Source organism: Protofrankia symbiont of Coriaria ruscifolia (assembly GCF_900634745.1).
Lineage (GTDB): Bacteria > Actinomycetota > Actinomycetes > Frankiales > Frankiaceae > Protofrankia > Protofrankia californiensis.
In genome coordinates, this window is sequence record NZ_CAAAFR010000184.1 from 68,811 (window position 1) to 86,781 (window position 17,971).

The following is a 17,971-nucleotide window of genomic DNA, read 5'->3' on the forward strand; positions in this document are numbered from 1 at the left end:
GCCTTCAGCCCACCAGGTCTCCGGGAGATCCAACGTAAATCTCCGGCCGGCGCAGCCATGACCTGTCCTGATCACGCCGCCAGAGGCCACAAAGAGTAATTCAGAAAAAGGGGGACCTGATGACCTCACACCCGGCTCCGGCACACGCCGGGCAGCCACCCGGCATCTCCACGACACAGCTGGCCGAAGCACCCGAAACAGTCGAGCCCGCGGCGGCAACGGCCACGCTGACGCAACCGGCCAGCGCCACGCGGACAGCCACGGACACGGACACAGCGACCTTCGGGACCGCCGTGATCACCAACCCTGGCGAGCGTTTCGCGATCCAGGCCGAAGACCTGGTGAAGACCTACCGCGGGGGCGTCCAGGCGCTGTCCGGCCTGAGCTTCGCTGTCGCCCCCGGGACGGTGTTCGGCCTGTTGGGGCCCAACGGCGCCGGAAAATCCACGACGGTGAAGATCCTCACCACGCTGTCGCGCCCGGACTCGGGAACAGCCAGCGTGGCCGGGATCGACGTCCTCGCCCACCCCGGCCAGGTCCGGCACCGCATCGGTGTCGTCGCCCAACGGTCCGGCATCGATCTGGAGGCGACCGGTCGCGAGAACATCGCACTTGCCGCCCGTCTGCACGGACTGCCCCGCCCCATGGTGATCGACCGGGTCGCCGCACTGCTCGACCAGTTCGAGCTGGCAGCGGCCGCGGACCGGCCGGCGCGCACCTATTCCGGCGGCATGCTGCGCAAGCTCGACGTGGCGGTCGGCCTGGTTCACCGGCCCAGTGTGCTCTTCCTCGACGAGCCCACCACCGGTCTGGACCCACAGGCACGCGCCCAGATGTGGGACGAGATCGGTTCTCTCGCGGCGGACGGCCTGACGATCCTGCTCACCACGCATTACCTCGAGGAGGCAGACCGGCTCGCGTCCCTCGTCGCCATCATCGACGGCGGGCGCATCCTCGTCCAAGGCAGCCCCGACGAGCTCAAGAGCGAACTGAAAGGTGACGCCGTCCACCTTGAGCTCGCGACCGTCCCGGCTGCCGCGGTCGTGGACACGGTGACCGCGGCCCTCGGCCAGGTCCCGGGCGTCACCGGAACCACGGTGGACGGCCGAGAGGTTCACGCTCGGGTGACGCACGGCGCCTCATCGCTACCCGCCGTGTTCGCAGCCCTCGACCGCGTGGACGTTGCGGTGGTCGCGGCGACGATCGCCCGGCCGTCCCTCGACGACGTCTACCTGCGCCACGTCGGCCGCCGGTTCACCGCCGACGCGAGTTCCGGTTCCGGGCCGGATGCCGGCGCTGCCCAGGACAAAGCCGCCCAGGACAGGACTGCCCAGCCCAAAGCTGTTCCGGACAAGGGGGTGGCCTGATGGCAGGCCTCACTAACACCGACACGACAGACACGATCGCCGACACCGAGACGACCAGCAGCACGAACGCCGGGACGAGAAGTACCACCGACACCAGAACCAGCAGCAAAACCAACGCCCCGGATAGCACCAGTACCAAAACCGACGCCCCGCCCGGCACCAACACCAAAACCGACGCCACAACCGACGCCAGGACGGACACGGCCGGCAGCACCGATGCTGCCGGCCCCGATCCCAAAGCCAGCGCCCCGGCCGACTCTGACACCACGATCAGCACCCCGGCCAGCAGCAACACCAAAGCCGGCATCCCGGCCGGCCCTGACAGCAAGACCGACACCACCAAAACCGGCACCCTGGCCGACCCCGACAGCAAGACCGGCACCCTGGCCGGCGCCATCAGCAAGACCGACATCCTGACCAACTCCAACAGCACGATCAGCATCCCGGCCGGCCCTGACAGCGCCACGGACATCCCGGCACCACGGCCGGTGCCTGCCGAACGGACCGAGTTCACGGCCTCGGCCGGCAGCCAGCTACGATGGTTGACCGTCCGTCACCTGCATGCGATGCTACGTCAGCCCGCCTATCTGGCGATCACGATCGTGCAGGCGGTGGTATGGCTGCCCTTGTTCGGGTCACTGTTCCGCCGGGTCGTAGACGTTCCCGGCTTCGGCGGCAGCTCCTATTTCGATTTCCTCACGCCTGGCGTCGTGGTGATGAGCGCGCTGTTCTCGGCAGGCTGGTCCGGGATGAACGCCATCATCGAGATCGACCGCGGTGTGACGGATCGGATGCTGACGTCCCCGGTCCGGCGCGGCGCGCTGATCGGCAGCAGACTCGTCTTCCAGGTGCTGGTGACCATCATCCAGTCGGTCGTCATCATGCTGCTCGGCTGGGCGATCGGAGCCCGGTACCACAACGGGCTGCTGGGCCCGGTCGTACTGCTCGCCGGTGCCGCACTGATCGCGGTCATCGTGGCGTCCCTCTCCTACGCGCTCGCCCTGATCGTACGCAAGGAGGAGGTCCTGATCGCGGCGGTGAACTTCTGCATCCTGCCGCTGACGTTCCTGTCATCCGCGATCATGGCAAAGGATCTCATGCCGGGCTGGATGCAGGTTGTCGCCCGGGTCAACCCGGTGGACTGGGCGGTGACCGCCGTCCGCGAGGCCGGATCGGTCGACCCGGACTGGCTCTCCGTCGGCCTCCATCTGTCCTACCTTGCCGCGCTGGCGCTGGTGGCGGGAAGACTCGCGACCCGCGCCTTCGACGTCTACCACCGCTCCCTGTAGGGTCAAATATCATTTGACCATGAAAATGAGGGGCCAACCGGTCGTGATAGCAGCCGTTTTCGTACTTAATTTCTTGATCGGAACAGGACGTGTAACTACCTGACCGACGTTCTACCACCGCTTCCTGGTAGGTAGGGACGATCCTCTTCCAGCGAACAGGTTCCGGTGGAACGTTGCTCGATGTAACCCATTAATCGCCTCCGCGCGTACCGCCCGCTGTCGGTGCCGGTGCCCGCGGAGGCTGCTTGCGCGGGACGTCGCGGGCGGCCGGGAACCTGATTCAGGTCACGCGGGAACGGCCCGTACTGATGGGCCTCGGAGCCGTCCTCGTGGATGTCGCGTTCCTCTGCGGAGCGTGGCGTTCGAGCAGCCTGACGCGCTCGCGCGGCCGGCGGCGGACACGCCCGCCGAGTTTCCGGGACCGTACGGTCGGGCGCCCACCTGCTCAGGCTTCCTGGAGAGCGGCTCCCAGGCTGCGCAACCCCTGCCGGTGGCTGCGGTACACAAGCGTGTGCCCGACGGCCACGACGGCCGCGATCGACCATTCGATGATTCCGAGGAATCCGAGCGCCACAAGACCGGCGAGGTAACCAAGCTGCTCAGGAGGAAGCAGCTCGTAGCGCCGACCGGCGAGGTCGACAGTGACGACACCGTGCCGGACGGCACGCTCGGCCGCTTCGTGGACATTTTTCAGCTTTTCGGTGGATACCGGTGTCAGAACCACGTCCGCCTCCCTGCCCTGGAGCTCCGTCCCAACCAGTCCTTTCTTTCCCCTGGGATTCCGTCCCAACAGGCCGATGTCCGGCAGATAGCCGGCAGATAGCCGGCAGAGGCCCGGCCCACCTGGCTGCACCCGGAATCCCCCCCCCCGCGGGAACGGCGGCGTCGGGTCGATATACTGTCGGATCGATACTTGCGTTCTCGAATAGGGATCATTCGCCAGATGACGGTGGATGTCCGTCGAACTCACGTGCCTCTGGCACCGCAAGCAGCGCCGACCGCGCCTGGGCAGCGTTTTGAAATCGCCGCTCCGGGTCCCGCGCCGTCGCTTTGGCTACAACCTGGGCCAATGCCGACGAGCAATCGAGGACGGAGACGTCGAGATCCTGGGCGGGTACCGGTAACGGCAGGTGCAACGGTTCAGGGCTTCCCGAATCCCGGTCATGAGCCTCGCGTTCCCCGTGACGCCACGGGTCTCCTCCAACAACACAAGATTGTCGATGCTCGGAACCACCGCGGACGGACGGGAGGGATGCTTACACGGAGTAAATGTTGACCTTTGTTCCGTGCGCTTCAGCCAGTGCGCGTAGGTCTGACGCGTCGCTGGTCAGGACCGAACGGTCCGTCGCTGCCGCGTTCACCACGACCGTGGCGTCGACGATGTCGCTGGTTCCCGCACGGGCCAGCAGCGCGCCGACCGCTCGTGCGGTTTCCTCGGGCAGCGGCTCGATGTCACAGCCCTTCAGCAGGCGGGACAGGTTTGGTTGCGGCCCGCCCCTCCAGACCTGCGCCAACGCGGGCGCCGGAACGATCGGTCGGACATCATGCTCCAGCGCCTCGGCGTGCATGGCCCACACCTTGTGGTCCGCCTGCTCGGCAGCAATGAGCGCCCCCGCGTCGTAGAGCAGGCCCTTCATTCGATCACCCCGAGGTCACGCAGGACACGGCGGGCATTCTCCCGATCTTCCTCGGGGATGGGACCGTGCTCGGCCTCGTACTCGCGGACGGCGGCGAGACCCTCCTGGATGCCGATGTGGTGGTCGATCAGCCGGGAGATCCAGGCCGACAGGCTGATGCCCTCGGCCGCCGCTGCGGCTCGCGCGGCAGTGAGCACACGTTCGTTCAGGGAGACGGACACCTTCGCGACGGCCATGCCGTCACCATAGTCGTCTGTTCGTACCATCGGTACGAACAGACGGCCGAGAGCTCTCGGACCGGTCGCTCCAGAAACAGGGTCACCGCGCGCCTTCCTCCAAGTTCTGATAGATCTTGCTGTAAAGCACAATTACCAGCTGAAGTAGGTAGATCGGTACGCACCGTACACATCGAGACCACAAAATCGTCGGGACGCCGGTCAGCCGGCCGTCCACGAACAGATGACCAATGCCGATCGGCTGCCGGCCAGGAGCCACCCGCGGCCAGCGGAGGAAAGCCAGGTAGCAACGGAGGTCGCCTCTTCGGCACGCCGGGCCGTACGTACCGGCCTGAGGTACCGACCGGCGACAGCGCGGGTCAGCGCAGGCGGTGGGCTACTTCCGTTGCCCAGTACGTCAGGATGATGTCCGCGCCCGCCCGGCGGACGGCGGTGAGCGTCTCGGTGATGGCACGCTCGCGGTCGATCCAGCCGTTGGCTGCCGCGGCCTCCACCATCGCGTACTCACCGGACACCTGATATGCGGCGACCGGCACGTCGACGGCGTCGGCAACCGCCCGCAGGACGTCGAGGTAGGCCAACGCCGGCTTCACCATCACGGCGTCGGCGCCCTCGGCGAGGTCGAGCGCGACCTCGCGCAGGGCCTCACGCGCGGAGCGGGCGGGGTCCTGCTGGTAACCGGCGCGGTCACCGAAACGCGGTGCACATTCGGCCGCGTCCCGGAACGGGCCGTAGAACGCCGAGGCGTATTTCGCCGAGTAGGCCAGGATCGGGACGTCGGGGAAGCCGCCGCTGTCGAGGGCGGCCCGGACCGCGCCCACCTGCCCGTCCATCATCCCGCTCGGGGCCACCACGTGGGCGCCGGCGCGGGCCTGCGCCAGGGCGATCGAACCGTAGCGGGCCAGGGTGGCGTCGTTGTCGACCTCGCCGTCCTCGGTCAGCAGACCGCAGTGGCCGTGGTCGGTGTACTCGTCCAGGCAGAGGTCCGTCATGATCACCATGTCGTCGCCGATCTCGGTGACAAGATCAGCGAGGGCGAGCTGCACGATCCCGGACGGGTCGTCCGCGGCCGAACCGCGGCCGTCCTTGTGCGCCGGGACACCGAAAAGAATCAGACCGCCGACGCCGGCCCGGGCCGCCTCCACCGCAGCCTTGCGCAACGACTCCCGCGTGTGCTGGACCACCCCGGGCATCGAGGCGATCGGAGCGGGGGTGCCGATGCCCTCCTTGACGAACACCGGCAACACAAGATCAGCAGGATGCACCCGGACGTCGGCAACCAGCCGACGCAGCGGCGCGCCACGACGGAGCCGACGGGGCCGGGCCAGGGGGAATCCCGCACCCCCACCGGCGGTGGCACCCGACGGCACGCTCACCGCCGGGAACCGCGCCGGGGCTTGGGCAGGCGGGCCGAGAGCGGACCGACCTTGCCCAGCTCCTCCCTGTGCTCGGCGGCGAAGTCGGCCAGCGCCTGCACCAGCGACGGGATCGTCGCCTCGGCCGCCTGGACGTCGACGCGCAGGCCCAGCTCCACCGCGGTGGCCGCGGTCTGCGGGCCGATCACCGCGATCACCGTGGTCTCGTGCGGCTTGCCAGCGATCCCGACCAGGTTGCGCACGGTCGAGGACGAGGTGAACACGACCGCGTCCACCCGGCCGCCCTTGAGCGCCTCCCGGATCGGGGCCGGCGGCGGCGCGGCCCGCACCGTGCGGTACGCCGTGACGTCGTCGACGTTCCAGCCGCGGTCCTTCAGGCCGGCCACCAGGGTCTCGGTGGCGATGTCGGCCCGGGGCAGCAGCACCCGGTCGAGCGGATCGAACACGTCGTCGTACTCGGGCCAGTCGGCGAGCAGGCCCTCACTGGACTGCTGGCCGGAGGGAACGAGGTCCGGGCGGATACCGAAGGCGCGCAGGGCGTCCGCGGTCGCCTCGCCGATCGCGGCCACCTTGACGCCGGCGAACGCCCGCGCGTCCAGGCTGCGCTCCTCGACCTTCTCCTGGACGGCCTTGACCGCGTTGACCGAGGTGAAGGCCACCCACTGGTAGCGTCCCGACACCAGACCGGTGATCGCGCGTTCCATGGGTGCGGCCGTCCGCGGCGGCTCCACCGCGATCGTGGGCACCTCCAGTGGACTCGCACCGTGCGAGCGCAGCAGATCCGACAGGATCGCCGCCTGCTCCTTCGTCCGGGGCACCAGCACCGTCCAGCCGAACAGCGCGCGCGACTCCCACCAGGACAGCTTGTTACGGGCTGCGACCGCGGCACCGATCGACATCACCACACAGGGGGCGTTCGCGATGACGGGTGCCGCGTCGGACTCGATCCGGTCCAGGGTGGAGGAGACCGTGCGCTGGTCGGTCGTGGTGCCGTCCACCGTCACCGACACGGGGGTGTCACCGGCCCGGCCGTGTTCGACCAGCGCCGCCGCCACCTTGCCGACCTCGTTCGAGACCGCGGTCACCACGAGGGTGCCGGGTGCCTGGGCGAGCGCCACCCAGTCGACGTCCGGGCCGCCGGACCCGCCAGGGGCGTCCAGGCTTCCGCTGAGCCCACCAAGGCCGAGCGACGCACCCAGTGGCGAGGCCCCGAGACCGGAACCGAGAGCGGGCCCGCCCAGGCCCGTACCGCCCAGGCTGGAACCGCCGAGACCGGACAGGCCGCGTCCGCCGATGCGACCGGCCCCGAAGGGAGCGGAACCCAGCCCCGCGGCGGGCGTGTCCGTCACCGGGGTCACGTTGGGCTGCACACCGCTGGCGGAGAAGACTCCCAGCGTGCTCGCGAAGGTGACCGGAAGGCCGGCAGCGATCCCGGAGTAGGTGGCGACCGCCGCGCCGGTCGAAATCCCCGGCACGACCCGGAAAGGAATCTTCGCCTTGGCCAGTGCCTGCGCGTCGGCGGTACCGATTCCGGTCAGCCATGGGTCCGAGGCATACAGCCGCACGACCCGCTCACCGGCACGAGCCCGGGTGACGACTGCGGCGGTCGCCGCGTCCGCGTCCAGGATTGGTCTTGCCGCCTCGGTATCGCCGATCCGCAGCACCTCACCGGGTAGCTTGGCGACAATCTCGGGGGCGACGTCCGGATCAACGATTATCGAATCGGCCCCGGCCAGCGTCTCGGTGGCGAGAACTGTCAACAAACCGGGGTCGCGAGGGCCTGCTCCAACGAGGGCGACCGGGGTTAGAGGCTTCTTCGTGCGGCGGGTGGCCATGATCAGCGATTTCCCATCAGCGTCTGTGCTCCGGCGGACAACATCTTGTCCGCGAGGCGCTCTCCCAGCGCCTCCGGGTAGTCGACGGACCCGGTGATCTCGCACCGGAGAACACGGTTTCTCTCCGGCAACGGCGACCACGGCCCGTGGTCGGATCGCACCGGCGCCCGGTGCTCCAACGGACGCCATCGCGACGTCGGCAAGGGCACCGACCAACGCGCCACAACCGACCTCAATGGCCGCCGGATAGGCACGCTCGGCAACAACAGCAGTCCGCGATGGTGGATCGTCCAGCACAAACCGTAGCAGCTGGCCGAGAGTTGCTTGTCGTCGGTACATGCCGCGCGATCGAAGACGAACCCCGACGCATCCTGGTCACCTACGTATTCGACTGCCAGCGCCTCCCTCCTGTCACCTCGCCAGGCATCCACCCGGACGCTGCTGCCTGATCGAACGCCCTGTCCTCACAACATCCTGTCCCCAGGGCGCTGCGACTGTGGGGCCGGCGTCAACAGGCACTGCCGGGTCCACGGCCCCACAGGCCTCGTACATCGCTTCGCGATGGGTCACCGAAGCCTGCTCGCTGATCCAACGCGCCTATCGGCGCGGCCCTTATTCGGGTATTGACGTTACCTCGTATCGGCACAACATTCAGTCCCAGGCCGGGTATGCGCTCAGTCCCAGGCCGGGTATGCGCTCAGTCCCAGGCCGGGTATGCGCTGCTGGCCACTCGCCAGGTGGTCATCGCCCCATTGCGATGCCCAGGTAGCGCACTCGCTTCGGCCGCCATGCGAGCACACACCCCGCGCCGCATGGCGGGATCGAAGGGCACGGCGGGATCGAAGATTTCCCCTCATGGAGGTCATGGAGGTCATGGAGCCTCTGGCAGATCGGGTACCGAGACCACCGCGGGGGCTTCCCGAGGCAGATCAAACAGCTCCCGCAGCGCCTCGGCATAGGAATCACCACCAGGGGACGCCGCGAGTTGCTGGACCCGCACGGTCGGCGCGTGCAGGAGCTTGTCCGCCACCCGGCGCACCGCGCCTTCGACCACGGCCCAGTCCCGCGAGTCAAGATTGGGCAGCCGGGTCTGCAGCCGGGCGAGTTCCTCCCGGACGACAGCGGCGGCCTGCGCCCGCAGTGCCACGACCGTCGGGGCGACCCGGTGCGCACGGCGGCGGTCGAGATAAGCACTGACCTCGGACGCCACGAGGGTCCGCACCGACTCGACATCGCCGACCGCCTGCTGGCCGTCAAGGGCCGTCCGCAGCGTGTCGAGGTCGATGAGGGTGGCGCCCGGCAGATCACGGACGGCCACGTCGACGTCCCGCGGGAGCGCGAGATCCAGCAGCACCAGCGGCCGGGAGCCGCGCCGGGCCAGCGAGTCGGCCACCAGCTGCCGGGTCAGGATCAGCCCGGACGCACCGGTTGAGGAGATCACCAGGTCGGCCCGGTCCAGCTCGTCCGCCAGCTGCGCGAGCGGGATCACCTCGGCGCCGTAGGTGTCGGCGATCCGGCGGGCCCGTGCCGCGGTGCGGTTCGCGACGACGAGATCGGCCGCGCCGGCCCGCCGCACGACCGCCGCGGCCAGCGCCCCCACCACTCCCGCGCCCACGAGCAGGACGCGTCGACCGGCCAGCGCGCCGTCGGCGGGCACGTTCCCGGGTGACGGGTCGGGCGCACCGGAGGGCACAGGTTCCCACCCGTCTGCGGCCATCCGTACCCCGACGGACACGATCGACGCTCCGGCCGTGCCGATCGCGGTTTCGCTGTGCGCCCGCTTACCGACCCGCAGAGCCGTCTGGAACAGGCCCTCGAGAGCGGCACCGACGCTGGCCTCGGCCTGGGCCGCGCGCAGTGCCGAGCGGACCTGCCCGAGGATCTGCGTCTCCCCCACCAGCATCGAGTCAAGCCCGCAGACGACCGAGAACAGGTGGCCGACGGCCCGTGCCTCGTGGTGGACGTACAGGTGTGGGGCGAGATCCGACAGCTGCGTCCCGGTGATCCGGGTGAGCTGGTCGGACACGTCGGCAACGCCTCCGTGGAAGGTCTCCACCTCGGCGTAGATCTCGGTGCGGTTACATGTCGAGAGCACCACGCTCTCCGCGACGGACCCGGCCTGCGACAGATCGTGGAGGACCTTCGGGACGTCGTCGTCGGGCACCGCGGCCATCTCCAGGATGGACGTGGGTGCCGTCCGGTGGTTGAGCCCGACAACCAGCAGACTCATGACACATCACCCCCGGTCGTGCCCACCAGCGGGCCGCTGCCCCGCGTCCCCGACACCGACGGCCCGGCCGGCGTGCGGGTCACGACGCCACGGTGGGGGTCGGCGGGCTCACCCTGCCGACCCGTCCGGCGCATGGGTGAAGCCACACCGCCCGCGGACGGCGCCGAACGCTTGCGAGCCTCGTGGAACGACAGGATCTGCAGCTCTACAGCAAGATCTACCTTGCGCACGTCCACTCCCACCGGCACCGACAACGCGATCGGCGCGAAATTGAGGATGCTTGTGATTCCCGCGGAGACAAGGCGGTCGCACACTGCCTGCGCAGCTGCCGCCGGCGTGCAGATGACACCTATCGTCACCTGGTTGCGCTCGACAAGGACCTCCATCTCGTCAAGCGGGCTGACCACGACGCCACCGATGGATTCGCCGATCCGGCCGGGGTCGACATCGAGCAGGGCGACCACACGGAATCCCCGGGACTGGAAACCGCCGTATCCCGCGAGCGCGTGGCCGAGGTTGCCGACCCCGGCCAACAGAACCGCACGGTCCTCGGTCAGCCCAAGCTCGGCGGCTATACGGCCGAGCAGGAAGTCCACGTCGTAGCCGACGCCACGCGTGCCGTACGAGCCGAGGTAGGACAGATCCTTGCGGACCTTCGCCGAGGTCATGCCCGCAGCCTTCGCCAGTGTCTCGGACGACACCGTACGGACTGCCCGATCTGCCAGCGAGGTGAGGACCCGCAGGTACAGCGGGAGGCGGGCAACTGTCGCCTCAGGCACGGACGAGCGTTCACGGACAGTGGTGGCTGCCCGCCGAAGCTCAGTCATGTACGGCTCCCGCACCATTCGAGACGCCCGACTGCCGGCGGCGCCGGCCGTGCGGCCCCACAGTGCTGCGCGGTCGAACGACACCAGTAGACGACTGTCGGGGCGAGTTTACGACTTCGTGAAGGTGTTCACGAAGTCGGCGTGATCTTAAGTTCAGGTACGCCATGGACCCGACCTACGATCATTTCCTCGACCACCCCCAGCGGCCACCGGTCAGTGCGCGCCGCAGACGGGCTTCCTCGACCCGCCAGTAGCCGTGTTCCCGCCCGTCGACGAGAACCACCGGGACGCGATCACCATAGGCATCCGTGAGATCGGCCGACGTGTCGACATCGACCTCGGTCCAGCCGACGCCGGTGTCGGCCGCCACCCGGGCCACCACGACCCGGGCGTCAGCGCAAAGATGACAACCGGCCCGGACCAGCAGGGTGACCCGAACATCCGATCGCGCGCTGCCGCCGCCGCTGACATCCGCCTGCGCACTGCCGACGCCGCTGCCGGCACCTCGACCCGCGGAAACCCTCACCATCGCTCCGATCATCAAAAGGTGTCACGCGTAAAAAGATCGCCTGCACCATGCAACAAAGCCAGAAAAGCACTTCCTCCCGGCACATGAGACGACCGCGCATCTTCGCCCCACTCCACATGCCCGGTGTCGGGTCGTTGGCTAGACTCAGCTCCCTAGGGTTTTGGAGGGCCAAAGGCAGCGCGATCATGTTCTTCCTGCGCTCGGGGTTCCTCCCGGATCGGTTACGCCGATGCGGGAGGTCTGGGAGGCCCGGTACCCGGGCCATTCCGAGGACTCCGACCGCGTGAGAAGCATGCCCGTCAGATCGCTGCACGGTCCGCCGGGTCCTCAGTTCCCGGGTCACTGAATGGGTCCTCCCTGGCCATTGGCATACCTTGACGCGAGAGGAGCAAAGATCGATCGCGTCGCCGTCGGCCCGGTCCTACCTGTCCGACGCACACCGGAGGATCCCGGTCTCCGAGCGGATCGTGCCCTGCTTCACCGAGCCTCCTCGATCTTTGGAGCCAGTATGCCCTCCGCCCTTTCCCGAGCGCTGCGGGGACGTGGAAGCGAGGACCCCCACCTGGCAGACGACCCGAGACTCGACCTGAAGTCCGTCGCCACCCGCGGCGCCGTGAACCGATCGCCGACGTGAACCCGCCGTGGCCGCAACGAGCTCCCGATCCCGGTAGCTGCGCGGCGCTACGCGCCGGCGCCGCCTACTTTGCGGTGCCACGTGCCGATTCCACCTGCTTTGCCGCACTACGCGCCGAGCTGGCTCGCATCATGCTCATATCTTCCGCGGCCATGCTGGCCAGACCCCTTGTGGCCAACTCGACCGCGGGAACATCGCCTGGCCGGCAGACGGTCCGGGCCGCATCCCCCGACGGCCGGACCGATCACCAGGCGTCCTTTCCCGACGAGCCCCCACCGAACACGCACCGGCCCGACGCCGACCTCGCGGCCCTGGTGCGCAGCGCGCAACAGGGCGACAGCGAGGCATTCGGAGAGCTCTACGATCTCTACATGGGGATGGTCTTCCGGTACGTGTACTACCGGATAGGCAGCTGGACGGCAGCCGAGGACATCGTCAGCGAGACCTTCCTGCGCGCGTTGCGCAACATCGGGACCTTCACCTGGCAGGGGCGTGACATCGGCGCCTGGTTCATCACCATCGCCCGGAACCTGATAATCGACTCCAGGAAGTCCAGGCGGGCCCAGCTGGAGTTTCCGACCGACGACATCCTGTCGGCAGGACAGGATGTCGTCGTATCCGGGCCGGAAGAGTCGGTCCTGGCCGTCATCACCGGCAGAGCCCTCATGGACACCGTACGCACGCTCAGCCCAGAACAGCAGGAATGCGTGGTACTACGCTTCGTGGAAGGACTCTCCGTCCGGGAGACCGCGTTGGCGATGGGCAAGAACGAGGGTGCGATCAAGGCTCTTCAGTACCGGGCCGTGCGATCCCTGGCACGGCGTATCCAGGAGGGATCGGTCTGAGCCCCACACCGCCGCAGGTGCAGGTATCCCGACCGCCCCGGCCGCCCGCGGACCGTGCGTGTGCCGGTACGCGTCCCCGGCCCCGGACCATTCTCACCGTACGCTTCCCACGTCACAGTGACAGCGCGGTCCTTCCCCGCGCCGCGCACGCCCAGGAGATCACGATGCGGTTTCGACCACGCCCGCAACGGTCAGCGGACGACAAGGCCCGCAGAGCCGATGCCGAAGCCGCCGCTACCGCGGCGCTGAAGGTGGCCGCCGACCAGGCGGCCAAAGCACCACCGGACCCGACCGCGGCGGCCTTCTTCGACGTGGACAACACCATGATGATGGGGGCGTCGATCTTCTACTTCGCGCGCGGGCTGGCCGCGCGCGACTTCTTCCAGTCCCGGGACCTGCTGCGATTCGGCTGGCAGCACGTCACCTACCGGGTCTGGGGGCTGGAGAACACCGACGGGATGCGGGACGTCAAGGAGGCGGCGCTTGCGTTCGTCGCCGGCCGTGAGGTCGCCGAGATCGTCCGCTTCGGTGAGGAAATCTACGACGAACGGATGGCGGAACGGATCTACTCGGGCACCCGGGCCCTGGCCGAGCAGCACCTGGACGCCGGGCAGCGGGTATGGCTCGTCACAGCCACGCCGGTGGAACTGGCCTCGGTCATCGCTCGGCGACTCGGGCTCACCGGTGCGCTCGGAACGGTCAGCGAGGTCGTGGACGGACGCTACACGGGCCATCTCGTCGGGGAACCACTGCACGGCCCGGCCAAGGCGGCCGCGGTGCGCGCTCTTGCCGAACGCGAACAACTGGATCTTTCCCGGTGCTGGGCCTTCTCCGACTCGATCAACGACCTGCCCATGCTGTCGCTGGTCGGCCATCCCGTCGCGATCAATCCCGACCCCGATCTCAAGGCCGTCGCCCGGGAACGGGACTGGCCGATCAAGGATTTCCGCATGGCCAGGAAGGCCGCCCGCATCGGCGTGCCGACAGCCGCCGGAATGGGCGCGCTGGCCGGAGGGGTGGCGGCGGGCATGGCGCTGCGCCGTCGGTACATCGGCGCGACCGGCTGATCACCAGGCGGCATCTCGCCGGAACCTGACAGCCTGGGCAACCAGGCAATCTCGCACAGCCTGGGCAACCAGGCAACCAGGGCCTACGCGGGCGCGCCTACCGGCGGCCGCTGGGCATGCCGGGATCGTTCGGCGTGCCCAGCCGGGTGGTACGCGCCGGGCCCGGCGGCTCGTCCCGGCGCACCACAAAGAAGATCGTGACGACTGAGGCCACCTCGATGACGGCCAGCCACACCGACAGGAAAAGATCGCCTATAACCGCCAGCGCAGCGACCGCTGCGGTCACTGACAGCAGATAGCCGGCGGCGAGACCGCGACCCACCCATGTTCGTCCCGACCTCGTGCGCCACCAGGTCCCACGGTGCCCATCCACGGTCGCCATGAGTCAGAAGAATACCGATCGGCGTTGCATCAGCAGCCCGTAGAGGGAATGTTGGATCGTTTCCCGGATTCGATCTGTGAGTTCGAACACCAGCATCGGGTCCTCAGCCGGGGTCGGGGTCGGCGATTCTGTGTCCACCGGCTCGCCGAACTCGATGAACCATTTCGACGGCAGCGGTATCAGACCGAGGATCCCCAGCCACGGAAATGTCGGCGTGATCGGGAGGTAGGGCAGTCCGAGCAGTCGGGCGAGCGTCCGGAGATTTCCGATCATCGGATAGGTCTCCTCGGCCCCGACAATCGTGCAGGGAATGATGGGGACGCCCGTACGCAGGGCCGCCGAAACAAAACCTCCGCGGCCGAAGCGCTGCAGCTTGTACCGTTCGCTGAACGGCTTGCCGATCCCCTTGAAACCTTCCGGCCAGACACCCACCAGGTGGCCACCGGCGAGCAGCCGTTCGGCGTCGGCCTGGCAGGCGAGGGTGTTGCCGGTCTTGCGTGCCATCGGCGCGAGGAACGGCACGGAGAACACCAGGTCCGCGGCGAGTATCCGCAGATGCCGGCGGGCCGGATGATGGTCCATTATCGCCAGCGAAGTCATGATCGCATCCAGTGGCAACGTACCGGAGTGGTTAGCCACGATCAACGCGCCGCCGGTGTCCGGAATGTTTTCCAGGCCTCGGGTCTCGATCCGGAAGTAGTTCTGGTAGATCGGACGCAGCAGCGGAGCGATGACGTTCTCGGTCAGATCCTGGTCGAAGCCGTGCTCGTCGACCACATAATCACCGGTGATCCGTCGCCGCAGGAAGGCGAGGAAACCCGCGAGAGCCCGCTCGAGACTGCCCGCGTCGGCCAGCGGCTCGGATGGCAGCGCGGACACCTGCCCGGCGCCGGAATCATCGGAGGGGGCATGCCTGCCGGAAACACCCGCCCGTCCCTTCGGCATCTGCGCACCGCCGTTTCCGCGGGCATTTACCGTCCGGTCGACGTCGGCCGTCCCATCGACGTCGGCCGTTCGCCCGGTGCCTGCCGCACGGTTCGCGGCGGCGAGCCGACCGCCACGTACGCTGCCGGTCTCCTCACCGGCGGATTCCCCGAATTCCGGGGATTCCCGGGGATCCCCGGAATCTGCCGAACCCCGCACACCGGCATCGCCGGTACCTTCCGGGTCGGCGGTACCGAGACGGGAGGACGCCCGCCGCGCCGCGCCGCGGGCCCGAGAGGAACCACCGTCGCGCCGCCGTTGGCCACCGGATCTCTCCGGACCCGTCTCCACCGTCGCCGAGGCGGTCGGATCGTCCCGGTGCGGCTCCAGGTCGCCGTCGCCAGCCAGCCGATATTCGACAACACGCCCGCTGTCGACCGATTCACCGGCATTGGCACCGTTCACGGCAATCGGATCGTCGTGATTGCCGTCTGACGGGCCCTGCGGCCGGGAACGGCGCTCCGCCCCGCCACCGCCCGCCCTGATTCGGGCATCCTTGCTGCCTAGCGGGATGATGCGCGCCTCACTCACACTCGTGACCACCTTTTCACCGGACTTGCCCTGATACTCCGTGTGAGTTTCCAGGGTTTCCTGGGTTCCTTTGGGACCTCCGAGCGCGCGACACGCGCGACAACGGCCATGCCCGTGCGCTCTTCGGCCGGCTGGGAGACCGGTGGACGACACCTGTCCGGCCGTGTCCCCCGGACAGCCCGTTCGCTGATCGAATGCCGTTATTCAGCGGCCTCCCAACCTTCGATCCACGCCTGCCGAACCGGGCCGCACGGCGGACGCCACGCGGTGGACACGGTCATGACCGGACTCAACCTCTTCTCTGCCTGCCTACCTTCTCCCCGCCCGCCGCGGAAGCCACCCAAAGATGGTGACGACGTCATGACGTCCCGACCAGCCTGCGCCGCGCAAGCACGTCCAACAAAGTCCGCTCCAGCCGGATCACGGCGTCGCGGTCGATCGCGAAACGCATCGGACGGTCTCGTACGAAGTCGTCAAAAGTCTGCAACGTCGTGAATCGCGGGACGTAGTTGAACACGTGTTTCAGGCGGGTCGTGTCGACCGCACGCCCGTGCGCGAGGAAGCCGAGCTGCTCGGCGGAGAAGTCCAACAGCCGGGATCTGCGGACCAGATTTCCCAACGTGACCACGGCCGGGGACGGTACCGGCAGGGGGGCACGCCCGGCCCGCCGCACGGCCTGGGAGAGCAGGAGAACGCCGTCCCCGGCGACGTTGAACGTGCCCGGATGGTCCTCGACAGCCGCCTTCACGAGCACACCGAGCGCGTCCTCGCTGTGCAGGAGCTGCAGACGCGGATCAAAGCCGAGCACCGTCGGGACGACCGGCAGCTCGAGGTAACGGGTCAGCGGGCTGTCGATGCCGGGGCCAACGATGTTGGTAAACCGCAGCACGCTGACGGTGACATCGGGCCGCCTGCGACTGAAACCCCGTACGTACCCCTCGACCTCCAGGGCGTCCTTGCTGTAACCCCCGCGAGGAAGACTGCGCGGCTCCATGTCCTCGGTGAACAGCGCCGGGTCACGGGGAGATGATCCGTAAATCGTCGTGGTGGACTTTACGATGACCTTTGTGACGCTCGGAGCCTTCTGACATGCGGCGAGGAGCTGCATGGTGCCGATGACGTTGATTTCCTTCATCGTCGCCCGTCCGCCGGCTCCGAGCGGAGTGGCGATCACATTCAGATGAAGGACGGTGTCGACGGCGGCGGCACCGATTACCTTTGCGATCAGCGGATTGCGGATGTCCGCGCGGACGAACTGCGTGCGGCCAAGGTCGTCGTGTGGAGGCGCGGTATCGACCCCGATCACATTCTCGATCTCCGGATCAGCCGCGAAGACACTCGCCACCTGCGCGCCGAGCGGCCGAGAAACACCAGTCACCAGCACGCAGCGTGGTCGCATTTCTCGTCGCCCCCTACCCCCGACATCCGAACCTATGCTACGCCCTGGTGTTGTCGCGGCAGAAACATCGTGGGGTACATGGCGTGGCGTCCTATTGGTCAACGTTAACCGACGTCGACATTGACGGGGCAACATAACCCGAGGCGACACCGCCGGCTCATCCGGTAACGATTCCGGAGTCTCGTCCGACAACGATTCGCGGGCCTCATCCGGCGACATCGCCCGATCCGGCGGCATCACCCGGCAGCATCGCCGGATCAGTCGCGTCGAGCACACAACCGAACGCGGCCCGCAACGGCCGAAAGGCGACCGAAAGCCGGCCGGACGCCGGCGAGACCTACCGGGATACCGGAAAGATCATCCGGGATGCAGGCGATGCCGACCGGCCGTCGGAATCAGGCGGGAATCGAGAGCAACACGGCAGACACGACTTCACGGACGGAGCTCGCGGAAGGGCTCACGGGAAGCATGTGCTGTCACGACCGCGCCACGACCACACAGCACACCCGCGGAGCACGTCCACCGCATGGCAACGGGCGGGTAGCCGTCCCGGTGGCGAAACACCGCGGCCGGCGCCGGTAGGAACAGATCCTGGTCGGAGACCTGCCGGACGTCGACGCCGTCACCCGACACGTGCCCGGCGGGGGATGCCAGTCCATGGTCAGTCCGTGGTCCGGGGAGAGAACCGGTCCACGAACCCATGACGCAACCCCCGGCGCCAACGCCGGTCCGGTTGCCGTCAGTCACATCAGGTGCCGTCCGTCATACGGAACTTCCGGCAGTGACTGGCGGCCGGCAGCGAA

At 68.2% G+C, this 17,971-nt stretch carries 16 protein-coding genes; 4 read left to right on the forward strand and 12 right to left on the reverse strand.

What is annotated here, in order from left to right; all coding sequences use genetic code 11:
- The first annotated feature begins 119 nt into the window (after positions 1 to 119).
- Positions 120 to 1,367 (forward strand): ABC transporter ATP-binding protein, encoded by a 1,248-nt coding sequence (locus CV1CTNOD_RS21275; protein ID WP_131787730.1) that lies wholly within the window; start codon positions 120 to 122, stop codon positions 1,365 to 1,367.
- Positions 1,367 to 2,656, forward strand: a complete 1,290-nt coding sequence (locus CV1CTNOD_RS27465) for an ABC transporter permease (RefSeq protein ID WP_278043963.1) — start codon at positions 1,367 to 1,369, stop codon at positions 2,654 to 2,656. The genes CV1CTNOD_RS21275 and CV1CTNOD_RS27465 overlap by 1 nt, the downstream gene beginning before the upstream one ends.
- Before the next feature lie 445 nt (positions 2,657 to 3,101).
- On the opposite strand, the gene CV1CTNOD_RS21285 is transcribed toward CV1CTNOD_RS27465, so the two are convergent.
- The 8 genes from CV1CTNOD_RS21285 to CV1CTNOD_RS21320 all read right to left on the reverse strand — a co-directional run bounded on the left by CV1CTNOD_RS21285 (position 3,102) and on the right by CV1CTNOD_RS21320 (position 11,326).
- Positions 3,102 to 3,380, reverse strand: a complete 279-nt coding sequence (locus tag CV1CTNOD_RS21285; RefSeq protein WP_131787731.1) for a hypothetical protein — start codon at positions 3,378 to 3,380, stop codon at positions 3,102 to 3,104.
- A 532-nt stretch (positions 3,381 to 3,912) separates the two neighbouring features.
- Positions 3,913 to 4,293 carry a twitching motility protein PilT gene (locus tag CV1CTNOD_RS21290; protein ID WP_131787732.1) on the reverse strand — a complete coding sequence of 127 codons (381 nt, stop codon included), beginning with the start codon at positions 4,291 to 4,293 and terminating at the stop codon, positions 3,913 to 3,915.
- Complete coding sequence (locus CV1CTNOD_RS21295; protein ID WP_131787733.1) at positions 4,290 to 4,529, reverse strand: hypothetical protein; 240 nt, start codon at positions 4,527 to 4,529, stop codon at positions 4,290 to 4,292. Before CV1CTNOD_RS21295 ends, CV1CTNOD_RS21290 begins: the two co-directional genes overlap by 4 nt.
- Before the next feature lie 359 nt (positions 4,530 to 4,888).
- The gene (hemB, locus tag CV1CTNOD_RS21300; RefSeq protein ID WP_242606894.1) at positions 4,889 to 5,905 is read right to left on the reverse strand and encodes a porphobilinogen synthase; all 1,017 of its coding nucleotides are present in this window, start codon (positions 5,903 to 5,905) and stop codon (positions 4,889 to 4,891) included.
- The gene (locus tag CV1CTNOD_RS21305; protein WP_131787734.1) at positions 5,902 to 7,740 is read right to left on the reverse strand and encodes a uroporphyrinogen-III synthase; all 1,839 of its coding nucleotides are present in this window, start codon (positions 7,738 to 7,740) and stop codon (positions 5,902 to 5,904) included. The genes hemB and CV1CTNOD_RS21305 overlap by 4 nt, the downstream gene beginning before the upstream one ends.
- An 871-nt stretch (positions 7,741 to 8,611) precedes the next feature.
- Positions 8,612 to 9,970: a glutamyl-tRNA reductase gene (locus CV1CTNOD_RS21310; RefSeq protein WP_131787735.1), complete on the reverse strand. Its 1,359-nt coding sequence runs from the start codon at positions 9,968 to 9,970 to the stop codon at positions 8,612 to 8,614.
- The gene (locus tag CV1CTNOD_RS21315; protein WP_131787736.1) at positions 9,967 to 10,797 is read right to left on the reverse strand and encodes a redox-sensing transcriptional repressor Rex; all 831 of its coding nucleotides are present in this window, start codon (positions 10,795 to 10,797) and stop codon (positions 9,967 to 9,969) included. The genes CV1CTNOD_RS21310 and CV1CTNOD_RS21315 overlap by 4 nt, the downstream gene beginning before the upstream one ends.
- 181 nt (positions 10,798 to 10,978) lie before the next feature.
- A complete protein-coding gene (locus tag CV1CTNOD_RS21320; RefSeq protein WP_131787737.1) occupies positions 10,979 to 11,326 on the reverse strand; it encodes a glutaredoxin family protein in 348 nt (115 codons plus the stop codon).
- Positions 11,327 to 11,956: 630 nt separating this feature from the next.
- Here CV1CTNOD_RS21320 and CV1CTNOD_RS21325 point away from each other — a divergent pair.
- Complete coding sequence (locus CV1CTNOD_RS21325; protein ID WP_242606895.1) at positions 11,957 to 12,805, forward strand: sigma-70 family RNA polymerase sigma factor; 849 nt, start codon at positions 11,957 to 11,959, stop codon at positions 12,803 to 12,805.
- Positions 12,806 to 12,969: 164 nt separating this feature from the next.
- Positions 12,970 to 13,872, forward strand: a complete 903-nt coding sequence (locus CV1CTNOD_RS21330; protein WP_131787738.1) for an HAD family hydrolase — start codon at positions 12,970 to 12,972, stop codon at positions 13,870 to 13,872.
- 97 nt (positions 13,873 to 13,969) lie between these two features.
- Here CV1CTNOD_RS21330 and CV1CTNOD_RS21335 read toward each other — a convergent pair whose 3' ends face one another.
- From CV1CTNOD_RS21335 to CV1CTNOD_RS25925, 4 genes are all read right to left on the reverse strand, one after another.
- A complete protein-coding gene (locus CV1CTNOD_RS21335) occupies positions 13,970 to 14,194 on the reverse strand; it encodes a hypothetical protein (protein ID WP_131787739.1) in 225 nt (74 codons plus the stop codon).
- Positions 14,195 to 14,257: 63 nt separating this feature from the next.
- The gene (locus CV1CTNOD_RS27050) at positions 14,258 to 15,397 is read right to left on the reverse strand and encodes a lysophospholipid acyltransferase family protein (RefSeq protein WP_431607167.1); all 1,140 of its coding nucleotides are present in this window, start codon (positions 15,395 to 15,397) and stop codon (positions 14,258 to 14,260) included.
- 730 nt (positions 15,398 to 16,127) lie between these two features.
- On the reverse strand, positions 16,128 to 17,168 hold the full coding sequence (locus CV1CTNOD_RS21345; RefSeq protein WP_131787740.1) for an NAD-dependent epimerase/dehydratase family protein: 1,041 nt from the start codon (positions 17,166 to 17,168) through the stop codon (positions 16,128 to 16,130).
- A gap of 432 nt (positions 17,169 to 17,600) precedes the next feature.
- Positions 17,601 to 17,870 (reverse strand): hypothetical protein, encoded by a 270-nt coding sequence (locus CV1CTNOD_RS25925; RefSeq protein WP_131787741.1) that lies wholly within the window; start codon positions 17,868 to 17,870, stop codon positions 17,601 to 17,603.
- Positions 17,871 to 17,971 lie beyond the last annotated feature (101 nt).